Origin of the sequence: Pelagibacterium luteolum (assembly GCF_900100665.1) — a bacterium.
In the GTDB taxonomy this organism is placed as follows: Bacteria; Pseudomonadota; Alphaproteobacteria; order Rhizobiales; family Devosiaceae; genus Pelagibacterium; species Pelagibacterium luteolum.
In genome coordinates this window covers 65,274-88,079 of record NZ_FNCS01000004.1, presented here as the reverse complement: position 1 = coordinate 88,079, position 22,806 = coordinate 65,274, and the positions used below count along the sequence as shown (strand labels likewise).

Sequence of the window (22,806 nt, the reverse complement as noted above, 5' to 3'; positions counted from 1 at the left end):
ACCCTGCCCAATTGACGGCGCCACGTCCGCCGTCCAAAATGTACGAAACAGTTCGTATGTTTTGGGTGAACCATGAAATCCTCGATTGCAACGGTATCGATCAGTGGCGATCTGCGCGAAAAGCTTGCGGCGATCGCTGCGGCGGGTTTTGACGGGATCGAGATTTTTGAGAACGATTTCCTCGCCTTCGATGGTGGGCCGCGCGAAGTGGGCCGCATGGTGCGCGACCATGGGCTGGAGATTTCGCTATTCCAGCCGTTCCGCGATTTCGAAGGACTTCCCGAGCCGCATAGGGCCCGCGCATTCGACAGGGCCGAGCGCAAATTTGACGTGATGGAAGAGCTTGGCACCGATCTCGTGCTGATCTGTTCCAACGTCTCACCTTCTGCGCTCGGCGGCATCGACCGGGCCGCCGACGATCTGCGTGAGCTTGGTGAGCGGGCGCAAAAGCGCAATCTGAGGATCGGATATGAGGCACTGGCGTGGGGACGGCACGTCAACGACCATCGTGACGCCTGGGAAATCGTTCGGCGCGCCGACCACGCCAATGTCGGGATCATCGTCGATAGCTTCCACACCCTGTCGCGGAAGCTCGATCCGCATTCACTGCGCGCCATTCCCGGCGACAAGATTTTCTTCGTCCAACTGGCGGATGCACCGCTGATCGATATGGATTTGCTCTATTGGAGCCGCCATTTCCGCAACATGCCGGGACAGGGCGATCTCGATGTGTTGGGTTTTACCCAAGCAGTGGCGGCGACGGGGTATGACGGGGTGTGGTCGCTGGAGATTTTCAACGACCAGTTTCGTGGCGGATCGCCGGGGGCGATCGCGGCGGATGGGCATCGCTCGCTCATTGCGCTGATGGATGGTGTGCGGCGGGCGGAGCCGACGATTGCGACCAAGCTTGCGCCCATGCCTGCGCCGATTGCGGTCAAGGGGGTCGAGTTCATCGAGTTCGCCGCCAACGAGACCGAGGCGGATGATTTGCGGGCGATGCTGAGGTCCATGGGATTTGCGCATGCGGGGCGGCATATCGCCAAGGATGTCGATCTTTATCGCAATGGAGGGGTCAATATCGTCGTCAACACCGAGCGTGAGGGGTTTGCGCATTCGGCGTATCTGATGCACGGGACGTGTGTTTGCGATATCGGGCTCAAGGTCGAGGATGCTGCAGCGACTGTCGAGCGGGCACGGGCTTTGGGGGCGGAGCCGTTCGAGCAGCCGGTGGGGCCGGGCGAGCTGAGGATCCCGGCCATTCGCGGCGTCGGGGGCGGGCTGATGCATTTTGTCGACGACAAGACGGCACTCGCCAAGGTTTGGGAGACCGAATTTACGCCGGTGGGTGGTGATCTGGTGGATATGGGGATCACGCGGATCGACCATCTTGGGCAGACGATGAACTACGAGGAGTTGCTGACCTGGCTGCTGTTTTACACCAGCCTGTTCGATACGCGCAAAACGCCGATGCTCGATGTTGTCGATCCTGGGGGGCTGGTGCGGAGCCAGGTGATCGAGAATGCCGACGGGTCGATCCGATTTACGCTGAACGGTGCGGATCGGCGCTCGACGCTCGCGGGGCATTTCATTTCCGAGAGCTTTGGCTCATCGGTGCAGCATATCGCCTTTGCCTCGTCCGATATCTTTTTGACCGCCGCGGCGCTGGCCAAGACCGGGTTCGTGCCGCTGGTTATCTCGCCCAATTATTTTGCCGATCTGCAGGCGCGGTTCGGGCTGGAGAATGATTTCGTGGCGCGGCTCGAGGCCAACAACATCCTCTATGACCGCGACGGCGAGGGGGAATATTTCCAGCTCTATTCCACCCTTTATGGCGACGGGTTTTTCTTCGAGATCGTCGAGCGCCGGGCGCCATATCCCGGCTATGGCGCGCCGAATGCGCAGTTCCGGATCGCGGCGCAGAAGCGATCTCTCCGGGACAAACACATTCCGGCGCGCTGATAAGCCTTACTCAGCGGCCGCCCGTTTGGGCAGGACCCAATTGGGGCGAGGGAAGTGGCAGGTATAGCCGTTGGGGATGCGCTCGAGATAATCCTGGTGCTCGGGCTCGGCTTCCCAGAAATCGCCCACCGGCTCGACTTCGGTCACGACCTTGCCGGGCCAAAGGCCGGAGGCATCGACATCGGCGATGGCGTCGAGAGCGATCTTTTTCTGCTCATCGTTCTCGTAATAGATCGCCGAGCGATAGCTCTTGCCGCGATCATTGCCCTGACGGTCTTTTGTCGAGGGATCATGGATCTGAAAGAAGAACTCCAAAATCTCGCGATAGGAGGTTTTTTGCGGATCGAAGATGATCTCGATGGCCTCGGCGTGGGTGCCGTGGTTGCGATAGGTGGCGTTGGGGACGTCACCACCCGAATAGCCTACGCGGGTGGATTCTATACCCGGGCGCTTGCGGATCAAATCCTGCATGCCCCAGAAACAGCCACCGGCCAGAACTGCACGTTCGCTCATGATACCACCTCGACCTGATCGATGAATTCGCCATAGCCCTGGGCTTCCATGTCTTCGAGTGCCACGAAGCGAAGGGAGGCTGAGTTGATGCAATAGCGCAGGCCACCACGATCGAGGGGGCCATCTTCAAAGACATGGCCCAGATGGCTGTCGCCGTGCTGGGAGCGCACTTCGGTGCGGATCATGCCGTGGGAGGTATCGCGCAGCTCGGTGACGTTAGCGATGGGCTTTGTAAAGCTGGGCCAGCCACATCCGGATTCGTATTTGTCCGAGGAAGCAAAGAGCGGCTCGCCCGATACGACATCGACATAGATGCCGGGGGCTTTGTGCTTTTCGTATTCGCCGGTGCCGGGGGCCTCGGTGCCGTTGCGCTGAGTGACGCGGAACTGTTCGGGGGTCAGCCGGGCGACGGCTTCGTCAGTCTTTTGATAGGTCATGACGGCTCCTTTTGGTGTTTGCCCGGGATATGGGGTCGATGAGGAAAATTTGCGAGGGGGCGCCGCAATCACGGTTTGGCTATTTGAGGTATTGGCGCCAATTGTGCTGCTCGACAAAGCCCAGAACCTCACGGATTTTCCTGTTCGATAGGGGCGCTTCGAATTCGGCCATTTCCCGGGTGATGGGGGTGTTGGGGGCGTATTTGGCCAGAAACTCGCGGGTGGGAATATCGGCGGTGATGGTGTCGTTGGTGGCGTTGAAGACTTCAAAGCCCAGGCCATCCTTTGCGATGCAGAGATCGACGATCTGGCCGAGATCGCGGGCGTCGATATAGCTCCAGGCGTTGCGTTTGCGCGAGGGCGGATTGGCGAGGAAATCGGCGAATTTGGGATATTCGTGCGGCTCGATGACGTTGCCGATCCTCAATGCGTAGATGTCGATGCCAAACCGCATGGCGAAGGCGCGGGCGGTCTTTTCGTTGACCACCTTGGAGAGACCGTAGGAATCCATTGGATCGACGTCGTAATCTTCCTCGAGCGGGAAGCAGCGATAGTCCTTGTCGCCTTCGGCAAAGCAGACGCCATAGGTGGTTTCGGACGAGGCGATGACGATCTTTTTGATCCCGAGTTTGGCGGCCGCCTCGACGACGTTGTAGGTCGCGACGGTATTGGCGGCGAAGGTCTCGTTGTCGGGCTTGAGGAGAATGCGCGGGATGGCGGCGAAATGGACGACGGCGTCGATCGGCGCGGGGCCCCTGCCCGTTTCCAGCCCCTCGAAGCCAAAATGCATCGAGAGGGCGTTGAACACCTGGCCCGAGTCGGTCAGATCGGCGGCGATTGTGTTGACGCCGGGATGGTCGAGGGGCGCCAGATCGAGGTTGAGAATTTCGTGGCCCTTATCGAGCAGATAGGGCACCACATGCCGCCCCGCCTTGCCGCTGCCGCCGGTGAAAACGATCCGTGCCATCGGGCAGACCTCCTCGTGTTTGCTGTCCTTACGCACCGATAACGCAGACAGGGGCAAAACGATAGGCGTGCCGAGGCGGTCGACGGCTATGAGCCTCGACAGATGAGATGGGCGATGCACGGCGAAGCAGGCTTCATCCGAGTTTGGTAGTTTGAGCGAAGCCAGCTTCGCCGTGCATATCCGGGATTTTTGGCTTACTCGACCTTCAGAAGGCTGGGGTCAATCCCCGCCGGGTTTCCCCGGTAAGCCGTCGTATGGGGGCGACGACCGGCACTTGTGACGTTTAGGCCTTCCCTGCAGCGACCCACAAGGAACCCGAACCAAACCCGCCCAAACGTTCGTTGCGCTTGCGTCCATATGCGCGGGTTCGTTCGGGGAGTATGGAGGCGGTTTGGGGTGCGGGGATAAGTATTTTCGGATGAGGGCTGCGCTGAGGCACGGAGCCACCGTTGGCCGCGATGCGCCCTGCCCTTAAATACGCTTGAGGGTTTCGGGGTCGGGCTCGCCGGAAAAGAATGTTTCCAACGCCTGCTGAAATTCGGGCTGGTCCGGGGCCGCTTTGGCAAACAGGGTCATCGACGAGCGGAATTTGAGATCGTCCGGGTGCCCGAAGATGGCATTGGCGGTCTTGTCGGCATGGGCGAGGACGGCGCGCGTGCACGCGAGAAGCCGGGGGCCGAGGGTGTCGTGGGCGAGATAGGCGCGAGCCGTATCAAGCGAGGCGAGCGGATGATTCTTGGCCAGCACTAAGTTTGGCAAACTTTTGTGCGTAAGATAGATTGTCTTGGCTAGGTCAAGTTTAAAACGCCAGTGGGACTGAGAAACAATAAACTGATACTCAGTCCCCGCAGCTATTTGCGCCAATGGCCTATGACCCATTCCCAAGCTCTTCGATTATAATCGTAACGCCAATGTGCCCTAACCCATTCTTTAGCGCCCAAGGGCCTGATTGTGCGGATATTTTGAATGCGATCTATGGGTTTGGGCGGCCTTGGAGGGCGCGCCAAATATCTCCGCATTTATTTTCCTCCAAGTTTCGACGAAAACCGGCTCAATTTATCAGCGGGTCCTTCAACCTGAAGTCCTCGCGAAGTGCGGACAACTTTAACACCTGAAAGTGCCGCCGCCCGTCTAACGGAAGCTTCATAGCTGCTTTCTATATCTCGCACTATCGCTTGGCTCAGGGATCGGCCAGAAGCGAATGTGCGGCCCTTATACTTTATTCCCATCATATGCTCCTTAGCCCTTTGGCGGAAATGGATCATTTCCGAAGCTGCTACTGTCACGAATTTGACCGTTAGGCCTATGGATCACCACCTCAGCGCCGGTTCGGATTGCCTGCTTTCGCGCCTGAGCGTAAGCAGCCGTCTGAGTTGGGTGTAGGGATCCTGCGCGCGAGGCACCACCCGATTTGGTCTGCCACCCCTTGGTAGGATGTGGCGCTACATGGATCGTCTTCCTGACCATGAGCTGTTCCTTTTTTGAGTATTGAACGACATGGGGAGGATGCCACCGAGTCGGCCTATTCGTCAATATTACAAACGCGTTTTTTGCAAACACCCCTGAACCAAACATATGTGTTTGCGACATTGACATGGGCGCAAATTACGTTAGAATCCGAGCGCGCGAGGCGATTGCTGCTAATATCTGGAGTAAAAAATGCTGGATGACACGAACATTATTGTCGGTAAAAATATTCGTGAAGCTCGCACTAATATTCTTGAAATAAGTCAAGACGAATTAGCACGCAGGGTCGGCCTATCTAGGCCATCGGTAGCTAATATTGAAAGCGGTCGCCAGCAAGTTACCGTACACCAACTAATGATATTTTCAAATGCATTGGGAATTCCGGCTTATCGCCTTTTACCTAATACTCCCGAAAAAAACGAGGACCTAGCTGAAGATGCTTACCAAGTCGAACCGGGCCTACAAAAGTGGCTCGCCGGCCTTTAGCGCACATGTATACTAGCCGACTGCGTCTTTCGGCGTCGAGAATTAAAGAAATCCGCCGTATAGCGTCGAGGATTATTGCACAATGCAAAATCGACGCACCGCCTATACCGATTGAATTAGTCGCTCGCTCCCTTGGCGCTGACGTGCGGTATGGACCGTACGAGGATGGCGACCTCGCAGGCATGTTGGTGCGAAAGGGCGATCGTTCTCTTATTGGAGTAAATTCATCGCATCATCAGCACCGGCAACGTTTTACTATAGCTCACGAATGCGGGCATTTGCTGCTTCATTCAGACGGCGTGTTTATTGATCGTCATTTTGAAGTTTTCAAAAGAGACGCAACGTCGTCCGAAGGTAAAAACGTTGAAGAAATCGAGGCTAACCAGTGCGCGGCCGATTTGCTAATGCCTGCTAAAATGCTAATAGCGGACATACGTGGTCGTCCAATAGATTTAGAGGATGACACACAGGTCAGTGAACTAGCAAAACGCTATCGTGTTAGCATGCTCGCTATGTCTTATCGGCTGGCTAATGTACTTATGTAACCTAATGCGCCTCTTCCCAATTCTGCGCGGCCTTCGCATCCACCTGTAGCGGCACGCTCAGCCGCAAGGCCGGTTCCGCTGCGCCTTCCATCACGCGTTTAATCAGCGGGATCGCCTGGTCGGCTTTGTCGGCGGGGGACTCAAAAATCAGTTCGTCGTGGACCTGCAAGAGCATGTCAGCGGGCACGTTCTCATCGCTCAGGACGCGTTCCATGCGGATCATGGCGCGGCGGATGATGTCGGCGGCCGAGCCCTGGATGGGGGCGTTGATCGAGGCGCGTTCAATGAAGGCGCGCTCGGAGGGGTTTTTGGTGTTGACGTTATCGAACGGGATCTTGCGGCCGAAAATCGTCGAGACGTAGCCTTGCGCTTTCACGATCCGGCGCTGTTCGGCCATGTAATCCTGAATGCCGGGGAAGCGGGCGAAATAGGTCTTTATGTAATCCCCCGCTTCGCCGCGCGAAATGCCGAGCTGGTTGGCAAGGCCAAAGGCGGAAATGCCATAGATGATGCCGAAATTGATGGCCTTGGCGCGGCGGCGCACCATGGGGTCCATGCCTTCGATGGGCACGTTGAACATTTCGGACGCCGTCATGGCGTGAATGTCCTGCCCCTCCTCGAAGGCGTCCTTGAGGGCATCGATATCGGCGATGTGGGCGAGAACGCGCAGCTCGATCTGGGAGTAGTCGGCGGAAATCAGCACATTGCCGGGCGCGGCGACGAACGCCGTGCGGATCTTGCGGCCATCCTCGGTGCGGATGGGGATGTTTTGCAGGTTCGGTTCGTTGGACGACAGACGTCCCGTGGCGACCGAAGCCTGATTGTATGAGGTGTGGACGCGGCCGGTGCGGGCGTTGATATAGCCCGGCAGGGCGTCGGTGTAGGTGGATTTGAGTTTCGAGACGCCGCGCCAGTCGAGGAGCGTTTTGGCGAGCGGCACGCCCTGCAGGGCCAGATCGTCGAGCACCGAGGCGCCCGTGGCCCAGGCCCCGGTCTTGGTCTTGGTGCCGCCTTCGAGCCCCATCTTGCCAAAGAGGATATCGCCCAATTGCTTGGGGGAGCCGAGGTTGAATTTTTCGCCGGCCAGCTCGTAGGCGGTTGCCTCCAGCGCTGCGGCGCGCTGGGCGAATTCGCCCGAGAGGCGCGAGAGGATCTGACGATCGACCGAAACGCCGCGCGCTTCCATGCGGGCAAGGACGGGAGTGAGCGGGCGGTCGAGGGTTTCGTAAACCGTTGTGACGCCGGCGGCGACAAGGCGGGGCTTTAGAATCGTCCAGAGGCGCAGGGTGACGTCGGCATCTTCGGCGGCGTATCTGGCGGCGGCTTCGATCTCGATCTTGTCGAAGGTCAGCTGGTTTTTGCCGGTGCCGGCGAGGTCGGTGAACTTGATGCAGGTGTGGGACAGGTATTTGTCGGCCAGCGCGTCCATGCCGTTGTTGCGCGCACCATCGAGGGCGTAGCTCATCAGCAATGTGTCGTCGATGGGAGCCATTGTGATGGCGTAGCGGGCGAGGATGCCCATGTCGTATTTGACGTTCTGGCCGATTTTCAGGATCGCAGGGTCCTGGAGGACCGGGCGCAGCATGTCGAGCGCCTGGCGCATGTCCATCTGGCCCTCGGCCTTGCCGCCGCCGAACATGTCGTCATTGCCGGTGGTGTGGCCGAGGGGGATGTAGCAGGCCTTGCCGGGGCGGGTCGCAAGGCAGATGCCGACCAGATCGGCGGCCTGATTGTCGAGCCCGGTGGTTTCGGTGTCGATGGCCACATGGCCGGTGGCGACGATGTCCTCGATCCATACGGCGAGCGCTGCGGCGTCGCGGACGATCTCGTAGTCATCGTGCTTGCAGGGGATGGCGCGGATTTTTTCCAGGACCGCTTCGGCGTGGGCGTCGGGGCCGGACAGGCCCGAGGCGGGCGCGGGGCCTTCGGAGACATCGATGGCGCCGGGGATCGAGGCACCCTTGGCGGCAAGCTCGGCATCGGCCTCGAAATCATCGGGGTCGACCTCGAGCAGGCCGGCAATGCGGCGGGTGATCGAGGTGAACTCCATGGCCTTGAGGAAGGGGATCAGGAGCTTGGCTTCGAGCGGCTGGCGGACCAGGGCATCGAGATCGAGTTCCACGGGCGTGTTGCAATCGAGCTGGACGAGCTTTCGCGAGATGCGGGCCAGTTCGGCGTTTTCGATGATCGATTCGCGGCGCTTGTTCTGCTTGATCTCGGAGGCGCGGGCGAGGAGGGTTTCGAGATCGCCATATTCGTTGATCAGCAGCGCAGCGGTCTTGATGCCGATGCCGGGGATGCCGGGGACGTTGTCGACCGGATCGCCGCACAGGGCCTGGACCTCGACCACCTTGTCCGGGGTGACGCCGAATTTGGCGACGACCTCGTCGGGGCCGATCCAGCGCAGGGGCGGCTGGCCGGGGCGGGCGATGGTGTCGAGCATCGAGACCTTGTCGTCGACGAGCTGCATCAAATCCTTGTCGGACGAGACGATAGTGACCTTGCCGCCGGCGTCACGCATGCGGCAGGCATAGGTGGCGATGATGTCGTCGGCCTCGAACCCCTCCTGTTCGATTGAGGGGAGGTTGAAGGCGCGGGTGGCGGACCGGGTCAGCGGGAATTGGGGAACCAGATCCTCGGGCGCCTCGGGGCGGTGCGCCTTGTACTGGTCGTAGAGTTCGTTGCGGAAGCTCGAACCCGAATAATCGAAGATGACGGCGAAATGGGTGGGCTCGTCCTCGCCCTTCAAATCCTCGGTGAGCTTATAGAGCATGTTGCAAAAGCCCGAGACCGCGCCGACCGGCAGCCCGTCGGACTTGCGCGTCAGAGGCGGCAGCGCGTGATAGGCGCGGAAGATGAAGGACGAGCCGTCGACGAGGACGAGATGCATATGGGGCTCCCCGGGGCGAGCCTTGGACGCGCCCTTACGATTCTGGTTTGGCGGACTTTCGCGCGATTGGGCGCGCCGGGCAAGGTTTTACGCGCGGCCTTCGGGCGAGCGCACGCCCATGAGCAGGGCCCAATAGGTGCCGTAGGTATTGTAGGTCGTCGATCGCCCGCGGCGCAGGGCAATGCCGAACTGCACGTAGTCGGGATTGACCATGGTCTTGTTGTGCGAGGGCGATTTCAGCCAGCCGGCGATGACCGTATCGAGATTGGGGGGGCCACCAGCGAGATTTTCGCCGGCCCCACCGCCAAAGCCGGAGCGGCGAAGGCGGATGACCAGCGTCTGTTCGGGATCGGCTGTATGGGATACGCGGGTGGTCTCTGCCATGATCTGGGCCTGCTCGTCGGCGGCACGCTGCAGGGCTGCGTTGTGGCTGAGCAGCGGCAAGCGGCGCTCGGCGCGCATGGCGTTGAGCTTTTCAGTGGCCTCGGCAATGGTGATGGACGAGACGGGCGCCGTGCGCTCGGTACTCATGATGACGGCACCTCCAGCACAGGCAGTCAGTGCGATGGACGTGGCGCCAAGAGCGGAGAGGGTGAGGAATCGGCGGCGGGTGATTTCGATCATGGGCGCAACTTTAGCTGAACCGACCCGGTTTGGAAGCCGGTAAAGTGGGACTTGCGCGCAGGGGCCAATATCCCTATAACGCGCCGATCTCCGGTTGGCCCATTGGGCCGGCCGGCGAGGACTATTGTTCGGACCGCCCGGCCAAAAGGCATGCCGAGGCTGTTCATGAAAGCGGGACATCTCTTTACGAGGTGACTGCAAGAAGACCAAAAAGGAACCGCAAAATGCCCAAGATGAAGACCAAGTCTGGCGCCAAGAAGCGCTTCAAGGTGACGGCAACCGGCAAGGTTATGGCCGGCCCGGCTGGCAAGCGCCACCGCCTGATCAGCCACAACGCAAAGTACATCCGCTCCAATCGCGGCACCTCGGCGCTCTCCGAGCCCGATGCTCGCATTGTCAAGAAGTACATGCCGTACGACCGCTGAGCGGCCGCTTTTTTGTCGAACGCCAGATTTGAGGAATTGAGAATATGTCACGCGTAAAAAGAGGCGTTACCGCCCACGCCCGTCACAAGAAGGTCATCAAGGCAGCGAAGGGCTATTATGGCCGCCGCGCCACGACCTACCGCGCCGCCGTACAGGCCGTCGAAAAGGCCGGTCAGTACGCTTACCGCGATCGCAAGACCAAGAAGCGCAATTTCCGCGCGCTCTGGATCCAGCGCATCAACGCCGCCGTGCGCATCCACGGCCTGACCTATGGCCGATTTATCGACGGCCTCAGCAAGGCTGAGGTTGCTGTGGATCGCAAGGTCCTGGCCGATCTGGCCGTCCACGAACCCGCAGCTTTCGAAGCGCTGGTCGTCAAGGCCAAGGACGCACTCGCCTATCTGGGCGACGTCGAAGCGACCACACACGAGCGCATCACCGCCTAATCAGGTGTCATTGCTCGTTTAGCCTTCTTTGAGGTCGCCCTGTCGAACCAAAAAAGTGGTATCCACTTTTTTTGACAGGGCTCCTGCTGAGGCCGAAAAATCAAAGCCTTGCGCTGCCCCTTTTGGGGTGGCGCGGGGCTTTTTCGTTTGCTACCGCTTCGCCCGCCTGAAAGTTTTCCGCCGATGTTAGAGAAATCCATGTCCAACGAGATCGCCGACCTCTCCCAATCGATCCATGCCGGCATTGCCGATGCGTCCGATGAAGCCGCGCTGGAAGCCCTGCGTGTGGCAACCCTGGGCAAAAAGGGATCGATTTCCGCGCTTTTGGCGACGCTCGGCAAAATGAGCCCGGAAGACCGCCAGGTCAAAGGACCGGCCATCAATGGGCTCAAGTCCGAGGTAATGGCGGCGATCGAGGCCAAGCGCACCGCGCTCGCCGCAGCGGCGCTGGACACGCGCCTTAAGAGCGAAAAGCTCGATGTGACCCTGCCCTTGCGCCCGGCGCCCACCGCTGTGGGCCGCGTTCATCCTATCAGCCAGACGATCGATGAGATCACTGCGATCTTTTCCGATATGGGGTTTGCGATTGCCGAAGGGCCGGATGTCGAGACCGACTATTATAACTTCACGGCGCTGAACTTTCCCGAGGGGCATCCGGCGCGGGAAATGCACGACACGTTCTTTTTCGAGCCGGACGCCGAGGGCAACCGCAAGCTTTTGCGCACGCACACCTCGCCCGTTCAGGTGCGGACGATGGAGACGACCGAACCGCCGATCCGTATCGTCATTCCCGGTCGCACCTATCGCAATGACTCGGACCAGACCCATACCCCTATGTTTCATCAGGTCGAGGGGCTTGTGATCGACAAGCAGAGCCATATCGGCCAGCTCCGTTGGGTGCTCGAAGAGTTTTTGAAAGCGTTCTTCGAGGTCGAGAGCGTCACGACACGGTTTCGTCCGAGCTTTTTCCCCTTCACCGAACCCTCGATGGAGGTGGACGTGCAGTGCGACCGCTCGGGCAATGAGGTCAAGATCGGCGAAGGCAATGACTGGCTAGAGATTTTGGGCTGCGGCATGGTGCATCCCAACGTGATCCGGCATGCGGGGCTGGACCCCGACGTCTATCAGGGCTTTGCCTGGGGCATGGGGATCGACCGGCTGGCGATGCTGAAATATGGCATGGCTGATTTGCGGGCGTTTTTCGATGCCGACAAGCGCTGGATCGACCACTACGGGTTCAGGCCGCTGGATTTGCCGACGCTGTTTGGCGGGCTGAGCAGCTGATGGTCTTGCCGGCGCGCTATGCGGATGCGGTTCAGTTCAGCTTTGGAGACAGCCCCCGGCTGGCCGACGAATTGCTGGGCCTCGTGCTTGCGGGCAAAAAGACAGCGACCTGCGGCGCGTTGCGCGATCACGAGGCCGGCGAGCCCATGCCCGAAATCGGGCGCCGCGATGTGGTTCTCGACGGACAGGGCCGACCGGCCTGCGTTATCGAGACCACCGGCGTAGAGATTGTCGCCTTTGACTCAGTGACCGTCGGGTTCGCCGAGGCCGAAGGGGAAGGTCCCTATGCGGCATGGCGCGATGGGCATATCGAATATTTCCAGCGCAATGGCGGCTGGGACGGAGAAATGAAACTGGTGTGCGAGCGGTTTGCGCTCGTTGAAGTTCTCGATAGGGACTGAAGATGAAATTCACGATTTCCTGGCTCAAGGACCACCTTGAGACGACAGCCAGCAACGACAAAATCATCGAGACGCTGACCATGGTTGGGCTCGAGGTCGAAGAGGTGACCGATACGGGCGCGGCGCTCAAAAATTTCGTCACCGCGCATGTGGTTTCGGCCGAACAACACCCCAATGCCGACAAGCTGCGCGTGTGCAAGGTGGATGCCGGCACCGGGGAATTGATCGACGTGGTCTGTGGCGCGCCCAATGCGCGGACGGGACTGAAATCGGTATTTGCGTTCGCCGGGACCTATATTCCGGGCAAGGACATCACGATCGGCAAGGGCAATATCCGCGGACAGGTGTCGAACGGCATGCTGTGCTCCAATGCCGAGCTTGAGCTGTCCGACGACCATGACGGGATCATCGAATTGCCCGAGGACGCGCCGATCGGGGTGCCCTACCCCGATTATGCGGGCCTTGATGAGGTGGTGATCGATGTGGGGCTCACGCCCAATCGCGGCGATTGCGCCGGGGTGCGCGGCATTGCGCGCGATCTGGCGGCGGCCGGGCTCGGGAAGCTCAAGGACGATGGTATTGTGCCAGTTCCCGCTGTTGCGGGCCCCTCGCCCATTTCCGTCTTTGTCGACGGCGAGATCTGCAAGATGTTTGCCGGGCGACTGGTCAAGAACGTCAAGAACGGTCCCTCGCCGCAATGGCTGCAGGACCGGCTGCGCGCGGTGGGATTGCGCCCGATCAACGCACTTGTCGACATCACCAATTTTGTTTCGCTCGACCGTGCGCGCCCGCTGCATGTTTTCGACGCCGATAAGCTCGAGGGCAATGTCGGGGCGCGGCTGGGCCGTGCGGGCGAAAGCTTTGTGGCGCTCGACGGCAAGACCTATCAGGTCGACGAGACGATGTGCGTTATCGCGGACGATGCCAAGGTGCTTGGACTTGCCGGGGTGATGGGCGGCGAGGACACCGGTTCGACCGAGACGACAACCAATGTGTTCATCGAATGCGCGTGGTTCGAACCGACGGCGATTGCCGCTGCGGGCCGCAAGACAGGCATCAATTCCGATGCCCGCTATCGGTTCGAGCGCACTGTCGATCCGGAAAGCGTCATGCCGGGCATCGAGCTGGCGACGCGGCTCGTGATGGAGTTGTGCGGCGGCGAGCCTGCCGAGGTGACGGTCGCGGGCAAGGTCGAGGCGCCGGGAACGGTTGTCGATTTTCCACTGAGCGAGATCGAGCGGCTGACGGGGCTCAAGGTCGAAGCCAGCGAAGTCGAGGCGATCCTGGGGCGGCTGGGCTTTAAAGTTTCCGGCAGTGGAGAGACGCGTCAGGTTGTCGTGCCCTCCTGGCGCCCCGATGTCACCATGAAGGCCGATCTGGTCGAAGAGGTAATGCGGATCATTGGCGTCGATAATGTGCCCGTTACCCCGCTGCCTCGGCTCTCGGGTGTGGCGCCGAAAATGCTGACCACGATCCAGAACCGGCGCCGCATTACGCGGCGGGCGCTCGCGGCGCGCGGCATGGACGAGGCTGTGACATGGTCGTTCATTTCCACCGAACTCGCCGAGATTTTTGGCGGCGGCAAGCCCGAATTGCGGCTGGCCAATGCCATTGCGTCCGATATGACCGATATGCGGCCCTCGCTATTGCCGGGGCTTCTGGCCGGGGCGGCGCGGAACGCCAATCGCGGGCTGAACGACGTTGCGCTGTTTGAAGTGGGTCAGGTGTTTTTCTCCGATGCGCCCGAGGGCCAGCGGACGCATGCGACGGGAATTCGCACGGGCACGGCCGGGCTGGCCGGTGCCGGGCGGCATTGGCAGGGCAAGGCCGAAAAGGTCGGTGTTTACGACGCCAAGGCCGATCTCGCGGCCGCACTCGATGCCTTGGGCGTCGATATCGACAAGGTGCAGGTGGTGTCCGAGCCGGCCGACTGGAGCCATCCGGGGCGAGGCGGGCGCGTGCAGCTTGGGCCTAAGGTGATCCTTGGGTGGTTCGGCGAATTGCACCCGGCGCTGGTCGACAAATTCGATCTCGATGGGCCGGTGGCGGCGTTCGAGATCGATCTCGATGCGCTGCCCGAGCCGCGCAAGAAGGCAACCCGCGCCAAGCCGGCGATCGGGCTTTCGCCCTTCCAGCCGGTCAAGCGCGATTTTGCCTTCGTGCTCGATGCCGATGTGGAGGCAGCGGGGCTGTTGCGTGCCGCCAAGGGCGCCGACAAGGCGCTGGTGACCGATGTTTCGATCTTTGACGTCTTTGCCGGCGCCCATGTGGGCGAGGGGAAGAAATCGGTGGCGATCGAAGTGACGCTGCAGCCGAAGGACAAGACACTCACCGACGAGGAGATCGAGGCGGTGTCGGGCAAGATCGTTGCTGCGGTTGAGAAGGCCACGGGCGGGACGTTGCGGGGGTAGGCTCGCAAGTGAAGGTTTTCCGAGCTGGTGAAAGATCATCAGCTCGAAGCATACTGGATCCCGGCTCAAGGCCGGGATGACGGGGGGGCGTGGTGGCCTCTGGGTTACCTTAGCCAGCCGGTAGGGCGGGGGTGGAGGTCGAGGAGGCCGTCGTGGGTGGCGTTGTCGATGGCGGCAATTTCTTCGTCGGAGAAATCGAGATTGTGGATGACGCCGAGATTGTCCTTGAGCTGATCGAGAGTGCGCACGCCGATCAGGGCCGAAGTCATTTCCTTGCGGCGCAGGACCCAGGCGAGGGCGAGCTGGACCAGCGATTGCTCGCGCGATTCGGCGATGGGACGGAGCTTTTCGACGGCGTCGAGGACGCGGGGCTGGAGGTGGCTGTCGCGCAGTGAGCCCTTTTCGTCTTCGGCGCGCGTGTTGCTACGATTTCCAGCGCTGTATTTGCCTGAGAGCACGCCCTGGGTGAGCGGGGAAAAGGCGATGATGCCGATGCCCAGTTCGCCGCAGGCGTCGATGGTGCCGTCATCCTCGATCCAGCGATTGAGGACGGAATAGGAGGGCTGGTGGATGGTGAGCGGCACGCCCATGTCTTTCAGGATCGCGTGGGCCTGGCGGGTCTGGGCTTCGGGGTATGACGAAATGCCGACATAGAGCGCCTTGCCCCGATGGACGGCCTGCGCCAGGGCGCCCATGGTTTCTTCGAGCGGGGTTTCGGGGTCGTAACGGTGCGAATAGAAGATATCGACATAGTCGAGCCCCATGCGGCGGAGCGACTGGTCGAGGCTGGCGATGAGATATTTTTTCGACCCGAATTCGCCATAGGGGCCGGGCCACATGTTGTAGCCGGCTTTGGTGGAGACGATCAGCTCATCGCGATAGGGGCGAAAATCGCGGGCGAGGACCTGGCCGAACAGCTCTTCGGACGAACCCGGCGGGGGGCCGTAATTGTTGGCGAGGTCGAAATGGGTGATGCCGCGATCAAAGGCGTAGCCGAGGATCTCAAAGGCTGATGGGTAATCGCGATTGCCGCCGAAATTCTGCCACAGGCCGAGCGAGAGCGCGGGGAGTTTCAGCCCCGATTTGCCGGAGCGGCGGTATTGCATCGTGTCGTAGCGCGCATCGGCGGCGGCGTAGGTCATCGGGCTCTCCCTGAAATCGATTGCAGGCACGCTATCTGGTCACCAGACCTGCTGACAAGGCCGGTGCGAGAATGGTAAAGGGCGCGCCATGACACAGGCCATCAAGATTGTCGCGCTTTATAAATTTGTGGACCAGCCGGACTTTGAGACCCTCAAAACGCCGCTGGCCGAATTCTGCTGCGCGCGCGATATCAGGGGCACGCTGCTTTTGGCCCCCGAGGGGATCAACGGCACCCTGGCGGGCACGCCGGAGGCCATCGACGACCTTGTACGGTGGCTGGAGGACGGCAATCTGTTTGGCGGCCGGTTTCGGGGCGCGGAGGTGAAATATTCATTTGCCGATGCCCAGCCCTTTCATCGCATGAAGGTAAGGCTGAAATCGGAAATCGTGACGCTCAAGGCTCCCGAGGCCAATCCGGGCAAGCAGGTGGGCACCTATGTGGCGCCCGAGGACTGGAACGATCTGATCGCGCAGGACGATGTTGTCGTAATCGATACGCGCAATGATTACGAGGTGGCGTTGGGGACGTTCCAGCGCGCCAAGGACCCACACACCGAGACCTTTACCGAGTTCAAGGACTATGTTGCCTCCGAACTCGACCCTAAAAAGCACAAGAAGGTCGCCATGTTCTGCACCGGGGGGATCCGGTGCGAAAAGGCGTCGTCATACATGCTGGCGCAGGGATTCGAGGAGGTGTTTCACCTCAAGGGCGGCATCCTCAACTATCTTGAGAAGGTGCCGGAAGAGCAGAGCCTTTGGGAAGGCGAGTGCTTCGTTTTCGATGAGAGGGTGTCGGTGGGGCACGGGCTTAAAATCGGGGACGCCCAATTGTGCCGGGCGTGCCGGCAGCCCTTGACGGCTGAGGATCGGACCCGGGCGGAGTTTATCGAGGGCGTGCAGTGTCATCATTGCACGGGCGAGGAAAATGCTGCCAAGCGTCAGGCAGCCGCGGAGCGCCAAAAACAGATCGAACTGGCTGCAGCGCGCGGCGAGGCGCATCTGGGGCAGGATGTGAGCAAGGTTGCCGAGGAACGGCGGCTGGCCAACAAAGCGCGGCGCGAGGCAGATCGGAAACGGAACGCTGGGTGAATTAGGAAGGCCCCCTCACCCGGGCCTTCTCGCCTCAAGGGGAGAGGTTAGAGTCGCCCTGTCGATTAATACCCGCGCGGCGGGGCGGGGTCGTCGTTGAGCAGCAGGTACATGTTGACCTGATCGAGCCAGCGGCCGTGCTTGAAGCCCGATTGGGGCAGGACGCCGAGCATTTCGAAGCCATGCCGAGTGTGGAAGCGGATCGAGGCTTCGTTCTTGGCATCGATCACGGCGACCATCAGATGAAAGCCCTTGGCTTTGGCGTCGTCGATCAATGCCCGCATGAGCGCCTTGCCGACGCCCCTGCCCTGCGCCTCGTCGCGCAGATAGATCGAATGCTCGATGGTCTTGCGGTAGCCCGAGCGCGAGCGGTAGGTGCCGTAGCTGGCGTGCCCCAGGATGCGCCCATCCTCTTCGGCGACAAACACGGCAAAGCCATTGGCGTTGCGGTCGTCGAGCCACGCCTTGCGGTCGGCAAGGGTTTCCTCGGCTTCGCTCCAGATGGCGTCGAGCCGGCGGATGGCGTCGTTATGGATATCGAGAATCTGGGGCAGATCGGCTTCGGTGGCGGGGCGGATTTGCATGGTAAAGCGTCCGAATGAAGAAGCTCAGCGATAGCGCGACGCGCGATTTTAGACCAGACGCAAAATGGTCTGCCGCAGCAAATCGAGATCGGGGTCCCGTGACAGACGGTGATCGCCATCGGGAATAAGCGTGAAAGTGACCGGATCGGAAACGAGATGGCTCACGAGCTTTAGGGCATGAGCGGGGGGCACGTCGGTATCCTTGCCGCCCTGGAGGATGGCGACCGGACAATGAGTGCGGATCGGCGAGCCGAAGAGGAGGTGATTGTCGCCATCCTGGATCAACGTTCGCGTCAGCACATAGGGCTCGGGGGAATAATCAGATGGTTGTTCGACACGGCCTTTTTCCCAAAGGTCGAGCAGTTCGGCGTCCGAGAACGTGTCGCGCATCAAATCCTTGGTCATGTCGACGGCAGGCGCGATGAGCACAAGCGCCTTTACCCGGGAGACATGGCGTTCGCGCAGGGCCTTGTTGAGCAGCAGCGCAAGCCATCCGCCCATGGACGAGCCCACGACGATCTGCGGACCGGTGGTGGTTTCAAAGACGGCCAGCGCCTCTTCGAGCCAGCGTGAAATCGTGCCATCGAGAAATGCGCCGCCCGAGGCGCCGTGGCCAGAATAGTCGAAACGGGTAACCGCCAGACCCTGCTTGGCCCCCAGGGCATCGAGCGCCTGGGCCTTGGAGCCGACCATGTCGGACCGGAAGCCGCCGAGCCAGAAGAGACCGGGCGCAGCGCCGCTGCGCCGAAGGATGGCGATGTCGCGCGTGTCGCCGTGACCGCCGATCGGCAAAGTGCCTGATTCAGGCTGCATTGAATCTTTTGCTGTCGATACCATATGGACCGGTGTAGACAGGCCAGCCCATCGGGGCAAGTGTGCCTGTTGCAACGCTTTGTGACAGACAGGCACAAAGAGGGTGTCTCAGTCCCCTTGCCTGTTGACTTTAGGACCGTTTGCCAAGATTTTAGGCGCGCTGCGGTCCGCACCGCCAAGCATCCCAGGAATTACCGAAAGGAAATATTGCCATTCGTCGTCCGATGAGACCCGTGCAGCCCCAAAAAGATGGGCCGCGCTCCAACAACGATATCAACGTTCCCGAAATCCAGCTGATCAATGCCGAAGGCACCAATGTCGGCGTCGTGCGCACCAGCGAAGCGATTGCGATGGCTATGGATGCGGGCATGGACCTGGTTGAGATCTCGCCCAATTCGGCCCCGCCGGTGTGCAAGATACTCGATCTGGGCAAGTACAAGTACGCCGCCCAGAAAAAGGCCGCCGACGCGCGCAAGAAGCAGAAGGTGATCGAGGTCAAAGAGATCAAGCTCCGACCCAATATCGACACCCATGACTATGACGTGAAAATGCGCGCGCTGGAAAAGTTTATCGGCGAAGGCGACAAGGTCAAGGTCACGATGCGATTCCGCGGTCGCGAAATGGCGCATCAGGACATCGGTCTGGGCTTGCTCAACAAGGTCAAGGACCAGTTCGAGGAAGTTGCCAAGGTCGAGTCGTCTCCACGGTCAGAAGGCCGGCAGATGGTTATGGTGCTCGCTCCGCGCTGAGCCCTCGCCTCGACAAGCACATTCAAAGGTGGTCGCAAGGCCACCTTTTTTGTTATCCCCAGTCGCCATGCATACAGATGCAAAGAATTTCGGACTGCTGCCTCCAGTTCTGACGCTTTATTGAGCACCGGGCGGCGTTGATTGCGAAATCAGCGGAAACGTCAGCAAATAGGGGTGATTTTGAGTCTTCTTTAACTCCCGAAGCGCCTTAATCGCGGCTTGACGCAGATTTCGGTTCCGGGGGCCGCACACTCATGCTTTCCAAGCTCAGCGTAGCGCAACGCATCTATGCCGGCTTCGGCGCGATGATTTCACTGTTAGCTGCTATCGTCGCTTTCGCGTATTTCGGGGTGAGCGCGGTATCCAACACGTTTCTCGATTATCGATCTGCGGCGCGTCAGACGGTAGCGGTATCAGGGTTTGTCGAGTCGCTGTCCGCAGCCCGGCTCGCCGATCTCGACTATCGCTTGGAGACCTCGGCTGACAAAGCCGCGGCGCTTGGCGAGCGCATCGCATCTCTCCATATCGACGACCCCCAGACGATGGCGCTATTTTCCGGCGACCCGGAAAGCGAAGCGGCGCTCGCGAATTTCTCCCAGTCGGCAATGGCCTATGATGCGGCTTTCGCGACGCTCACCGAGCACCAGACCGCCATTGAGGCGTCGGTTGCCCAACTGCGGGCCGTGGGCGACACGCTGCGCGAAGACGCCAATGCCGCGCTGCGTGCAGTGAGCGGGAATTTCAACGCCACGGGCTCGGCGGGGTTCGGGGTGCAATCGACGATCCTGACGCAGTTTGAGGTCGAGCAGTTTCTGCTGACCAATGATCCGGCCCGCCTCGCGGCCGCAGCGGAACAGGCCGAAATTGCCAAAACCAATCTTCAGGTGCTGCACGATGCGGTGATTTCCAATTCGCAGAAAGCAACGGCGAACCGGATGATCGCGGGCATTGATGCCTATATGGGCCACGCCAACACTGCCGCCGAGGCGCTTTTTGCGCGTAATGCTGTCATGACCGAGCAGCTCGACGTGCTCGGCCCGCAGATGCAGGAGGGGTTCGGTGCGATGCTGGCTGCCCTGCAGGCCCGGCAGGATGCGCTGGGGCCGAGCGGTGCCGCCATGGCCCAGACCACCCAGACGGTGGTTCTGGCGGCGGGGATCGGTGCTCTTGTCGTGGGCATGCTTTTGGCGACCATCATTGGACGGGGACTTTCGAGCACCATTCGGCAGGTTGCTGGTCGCATGCGCCAATTGGCCGATGGCGACCTCGACCTCGAACTTGACGACAAGCAGCGCCACGAAGTGGGCCAGATGATCGATGCCCTTGCCGTCTTCCGCGACAATGGACGCGCCATGCGCGACATGGACGCCGAAAAACAGGCCGTTGCTGCACGCGACGCTGAAGAGCACCGGATCCGTGGTCAGCTTCAGGGCGAGATCCAGAGTGTGGTGTCGGCGGCGGTGGCTGGTGATTTCTCGGTGCGGATCGAAAGCCGCTATGAGGATCCTGAACTCAGCAATTTCGCGCTCAGCGTCAATACGCTGATGGAAACGGTCGATCGCGGATTGTCGGAAACCGGCGACGTCTTGGCGGCGATGGCTGACGCCGATCTGTCCCAGCGCGTCAACGGAGCCTATGAGGGCGCGTTCGCGCGGCTCAAGGACGATACCAACGCAATGGCGGATACGTTTGCCGAGATCGTCGGGCGGCTCAAGGAAACCTCCAAGGCCCTAAAGCTGGCGACAGGGGAAATCCTATCGGGATCCAACGACCTTTCGGAGCGCACGACGCGGCAGGCGGCGACAATTGAAGAGACATCGGCCTCGATGGAGCAATTGGCGGCGACGGTGACCGACAACGCGCAAAAGGCGCTTGATGCGTTGGAAAAGACCCAATCCGCAGCGACGCTTGCCGACAAGGGCGGCGAAGTGATGGGCAAGGCCAATGCGGCCATGGAGCGCATCACCACTTCTTCGGGCAAGGTCTCCGACATCATCAAGATGATCGACGACATCGCTTTCCAGACCAATCTTCTGGCGCTCAACGCCTCGGTGGAAGCGGCCCGGGCCGGCGAAGCGGGCAAAGGGTTTGCCGTGGTGGCCGTCGAGGTACGCCGGCTGGCGCAGTCTGCGGCGCAGGCATCGTCGGAGGTGAAGGTGCTGATCGAACAGTCGGCCAGCGAGGTCGATGGTGGATCACGGCTGGTCGCGCAGGCGGCAGAAACGCTCAAGGATATCCGGGCGGCCGTGAGCGAGAACGCGCAGTTGATGCAGGGGATTTCGACCGCGAGCCGCGATCAGGCCTCGGCGATTTCGGAAGTCTCCTCTGCCGTGCGGCAGCTCGACGAGATGACCCAGCACAACGCGGCTCTGGTTGAAGAGACCAACGCTTCGATCGAACAGACGGAAACCCAGGTGATCGAACTCGACACTGTCGTCGCGCGGTTCACGCTCGATGCGGTCGATGCAGAAGTCGCTGAATGGGAAGAGGATGTGGAGCGCGACGCGGCGCCACGTCGTGTACTGGGTGCCAATGGCAATGCAGCGGTTGCGGCGGACTGGTCGGAATTCTAAGTCCCACGCTCTTTAGCAAAAAGGCCCCGCCGGTGACGACGGGGCCTTTTTTAGTTAGGTGCGGGGCTTTTAGACCCGGCGATCGCGGCGGGCAAAGAACGGTACCGCTGTCTGCTTGTCGCGGTGATTGCCACCCATGGTCGCGGCAAACCAGGCGCCGGCGGCGCTGATGGCCAGCGAAGCGGCGGTTAGGAAGGCCACGAGGATGGTCACATCGGCAGCCTGTTCTGCAGCAGCAGCGACATCGTCCTGAACGGCCTGAGCCTGAGCGATCACGTCATTGACGCGAGCTTCGACCTCATCAGGCGAGAGGCCAGTGCGGGCTGCCGTCAGATCGACAAGGTACTGGCGGTCGGCATCGGAGATGCCGTCACCCGTAACGCCCGAGACAATGATGCGGCTGACTTCGCCGCGCGCAGCTTCGGGGTCGGTGCCGGTGGTGTCGCCGCGGAACAGCAGGTCGACTGTACCAGCGAAGGGATCGGCTTCCGCAGTCTGTTCGGCGACAGCGCTCGTTGCGCCACCGACGGCGTTACCCACGCCCTGTGCGATGCTGGAGAGGCCACCAAAAGCCAATGCGCCCGAGATGACGACAGCCGTTGCCCAGACCAGAAGGCCGTGGAAACCGTCGCGGATATCGGATTCATGTTCGGTCGCATCAAAGTTGCGGCGACGCATGCGGCCAGTAAGGTAGCCGCCGACCATCATCGCGGAAACCTGGACCCAAACGACCCAGATGGCCATTGCGATCGCTACCCATACGAGCGACACGCCATCGCGGCCGAAGGGATCGGTCAGCGTCAGGCCGATGGCCGATCCGAAGGTCAGCATGACCAGCGAGATTGCCGCGGCGGTGACTGCGCCGCCGATAATGGCGGGCCAATCGACGTAAGAGGAAGTATCAGCCGGTTTCGCTTGTGTCGCGACGACCGTTTCAGCAGGTGTAAGCGCCATCGGCGTTTCTCCCGTTTGTGTTTAATAGGGGTCCGGGATCAGGAAA

22 protein-coding genes are annotated in these 22,806 nt (G+C 60.7%); 11 read left to right on the top strand and 11 right to left on the bottom strand.

The annotated features are described in order from the left end of the window. Positions 1 to 72: 72 nt before the first annotated feature. Complete coding sequence (locus BLR31_RS09160; RefSeq protein ID WP_090595126.1) at positions 73 to 1,959, top strand: bifunctional sugar phosphate isomerase/epimerase/4-hydroxyphenylpyruvate dioxygenase family protein; 1,887 nt, start codon at positions 73 to 75, stop codon at positions 1,957 to 1,959. A 6-nt stretch (positions 1,960 to 1,965) separates the two neighbouring features. On the opposite strand, the gene msrA is transcribed toward BLR31_RS09160, so the two are convergent. The 5 genes from msrA to BLR31_RS09135 form a co-directional block, all read right to left on the bottom strand. Beyond that, entirely contained in the window at positions 1,966 to 2,472 is a 507-nt protein-coding gene (gene msrA / locus BLR31_RS09155; protein WP_090595123.1) for a peptide-methionine (S)-S-oxide reductase MsrA, read from the bottom strand. Beyond that, positions 2,469 to 2,909: a peptide-methionine (R)-S-oxide reductase MsrB gene (msrB, locus tag BLR31_RS09150; protein WP_090595121.1), complete on the bottom strand. Its 441-nt coding sequence runs from the start codon at positions 2,907 to 2,909 to the stop codon at positions 2,469 to 2,471. The genes msrA and msrB overlap by 4 nt, the downstream gene beginning before the upstream one ends. 79 nt (positions 2,910 to 2,988) lie before the next feature. Then, complete coding sequence (locus tag BLR31_RS09145; protein WP_090595118.1) at positions 2,989 to 3,876, bottom strand: NAD-dependent epimerase/dehydratase family protein; 888 nt, start codon at positions 3,874 to 3,876, stop codon at positions 2,989 to 2,991. Positions 3,877 to 4,347: 471 nt separating this feature from the next. Continuing rightward, positions 4,348 to 4,755 carry a DUF1810 family protein gene (locus BLR31_RS09140; protein ID WP_090595115.1) on the bottom strand — a complete coding sequence of 136 codons (408 nt, stop codon included), beginning with the start codon at positions 4,753 to 4,755 and terminating at the stop codon, positions 4,348 to 4,350. A 360-nt stretch (positions 4,756 to 5,115) separates the two neighbouring features. Continuing rightward, positions 5,116 to 5,343 carry a DUF2188 domain-containing protein gene (locus BLR31_RS09135; protein ID WP_090595644.1) on the bottom strand — a complete coding sequence of 76 codons (228 nt, stop codon included), beginning with the start codon at positions 5,341 to 5,343 and terminating at the stop codon, positions 5,116 to 5,118. Positions 5,344 to 5,535: 192 nt separating this feature from the next. Here BLR31_RS09135 and BLR31_RS09130 point away from each other — a divergent pair, with 192 nt between their 5' ends. Together BLR31_RS09130 and BLR31_RS09125 are read left to right on the top strand one after the other, a co-directional pair. Next, a complete protein-coding gene (locus BLR31_RS09130) occupies positions 5,536 to 5,829 on the top strand; it encodes a helix-turn-helix domain-containing protein (protein WP_090595113.1) in 294 nt (97 codons plus the stop codon). Positions 5,830 to 5,834: 5 nt separating this feature from the next. Further along, positions 5,835 to 6,374, top strand: a complete 540-nt coding sequence (locus BLR31_RS09125; protein ID WP_090595109.1) for an ImmA/IrrE family metallo-endopeptidase — start codon at positions 5,835 to 5,837, stop codon at positions 6,372 to 6,374. A gap of 1 nt (position 6,375) precedes the next feature. Here BLR31_RS09125 and polA read toward each other — a convergent pair whose 3' ends face one another. Both polA and BLR31_RS09115 read right to left on the bottom strand, forming a co-directional pair. Beyond that, entirely contained in the window at positions 6,376 to 9,264 is a 2,889-nt protein-coding gene (gene polA, locus BLR31_RS09120; protein WP_090595106.1) for a DNA polymerase I, read from the bottom strand. Positions 9,265 to 9,351: 87 nt separating this feature from the next. Next, complete coding sequence (locus BLR31_RS09115) at positions 9,352 to 9,888, bottom strand: CAP domain-containing protein (RefSeq protein ID WP_176762589.1); 537 nt, start codon at positions 9,886 to 9,888, stop codon at positions 9,352 to 9,354. Between the two features lie 224 nt (positions 9,889 to 10,112). On the opposite strand from BLR31_RS09115, the gene rpmI reads away from it, so the two are divergent. The 5 genes from rpmI (at position 10,113) to pheT (ending at position 14,855) form a co-directional block, all read left to right on the top strand. After that, positions 10,113 to 10,313, top strand: coding sequence for a 50S ribosomal protein L35 (gene rpmI / locus BLR31_RS09110; RefSeq protein WP_090595104.1), 201 nt, complete (start codon positions 10,113 to 10,115; stop codon positions 10,311 to 10,313). Positions 10,314 to 10,357: 44 nt separating this feature from the next. Beyond that, positions 10,358 to 10,759 (top strand): 50S ribosomal protein L20, encoded by a 402-nt coding sequence (gene rplT / locus BLR31_RS09105; protein ID WP_090595103.1) that lies wholly within the window; start codon positions 10,358 to 10,360, stop codon positions 10,757 to 10,759. A 198-nt stretch (positions 10,760 to 10,957) separates the two neighbouring features. After that, complete coding sequence (pheS, locus tag BLR31_RS09100) at positions 10,958 to 12,043, top strand: phenylalanine--tRNA ligase subunit alpha (RefSeq protein ID WP_090595100.1); 1,086 nt, start codon at positions 10,958 to 10,960, stop codon at positions 12,041 to 12,043. Then, a complete protein-coding gene (locus BLR31_RS09095; RefSeq protein WP_090595098.1) occupies positions 12,040 to 12,444 on the top strand; it encodes an ASCH domain-containing protein in 405 nt (134 codons plus the stop codon). The genes pheS and BLR31_RS09095 overlap by 4 nt, the downstream gene beginning before the upstream one ends. A 2-nt stretch (positions 12,445 to 12,446) precedes the next feature. Continuing rightward, positions 12,447 to 14,855: a phenylalanine--tRNA ligase subunit beta gene (pheT, locus tag BLR31_RS09090; protein ID WP_090595095.1), complete on the top strand. Its 2,409-nt coding sequence runs from the start codon at positions 12,447 to 12,449 to the stop codon at positions 14,853 to 14,855. Between the two features lie 104 nt (positions 14,856 to 14,959). Here the strand turns inward: pheT and BLR31_RS09085 are convergent, their stop codons facing one another. Next, positions 14,960 to 15,997 carry an aldo/keto reductase gene (locus tag BLR31_RS09085; RefSeq protein ID WP_090595093.1) on the bottom strand — a complete coding sequence of 346 codons (1,038 nt, stop codon included), beginning with the start codon at positions 15,995 to 15,997 and terminating at the stop codon, positions 14,960 to 14,962. 88 nt (positions 15,998 to 16,085) lie between these two features. Between BLR31_RS09085 and trhO the strand changes: the two genes are divergently transcribed. Continuing rightward, the gene (gene trhO / locus BLR31_RS09080) at positions 16,086 to 17,087 is read left to right on the top strand and encodes an oxygen-dependent tRNA uridine(34) hydroxylase TrhO (RefSeq protein WP_090595089.1); all 1,002 of its coding nucleotides are present in this window, start codon (positions 16,086 to 16,088) and stop codon (positions 17,085 to 17,087) included. A 65-nt stretch (positions 17,088 to 17,152) separates the two neighbouring features. Here trhO and BLR31_RS09075 read toward each other — a convergent pair whose 3' ends face one another. Both BLR31_RS09075 and BLR31_RS09070 read right to left on the bottom strand, forming a co-directional pair. Continuing rightward, the gene (locus BLR31_RS09075; RefSeq protein WP_090595086.1) at positions 17,153 to 17,671 is read right to left on the bottom strand and encodes a GNAT family N-acetyltransferase; all 519 of its coding nucleotides are present in this window, start codon (positions 17,669 to 17,671) and stop codon (positions 17,153 to 17,155) included. 48 nt (positions 17,672 to 17,719) lie between these two features. Further along, positions 17,720 to 18,484 (bottom strand): alpha/beta hydrolase, encoded by a 765-nt coding sequence (locus tag BLR31_RS09070; protein WP_244505002.1) that lies wholly within the window; start codon positions 18,482 to 18,484, stop codon positions 17,720 to 17,722. Positions 18,485 to 18,696: 212 nt separating this feature from the next. Between BLR31_RS09070 and infC the strand changes: the two genes are divergently transcribed. Together infC and BLR31_RS09060 are read left to right on the top strand one after the other, a co-directional pair. Further along, a complete protein-coding gene (infC, locus tag BLR31_RS09065; RefSeq protein ID WP_176762602.1) occupies positions 18,697 to 19,233 on the top strand; it encodes a translation initiation factor IF-3 in 537 nt (178 codons plus the stop codon). Positions 19,234 to 19,487: 254 nt separating this feature from the next. Beyond that, positions 19,488 to 21,806 carry a methyl-accepting chemotaxis protein gene (locus tag BLR31_RS09060; RefSeq protein ID WP_244505001.1) on the top strand — a complete coding sequence of 773 codons (2,319 nt, stop codon included), beginning with the start codon at positions 19,488 to 19,490 and terminating at the stop codon, positions 21,804 to 21,806. 69 nt (positions 21,807 to 21,875) lie between these two features. On the opposite strand, the gene BLR31_RS09055 is transcribed toward BLR31_RS09060, so the two are convergent. Next, positions 21,876 to 22,760 carry a hypothetical protein gene (locus tag BLR31_RS09055; protein ID WP_090595078.1) on the bottom strand — a complete coding sequence of 295 codons (885 nt, stop codon included), beginning with the start codon at positions 22,758 to 22,760 and terminating at the stop codon, positions 21,876 to 21,878. Positions 22,761 to 22,806: the final 46 nt, after the last annotated feature.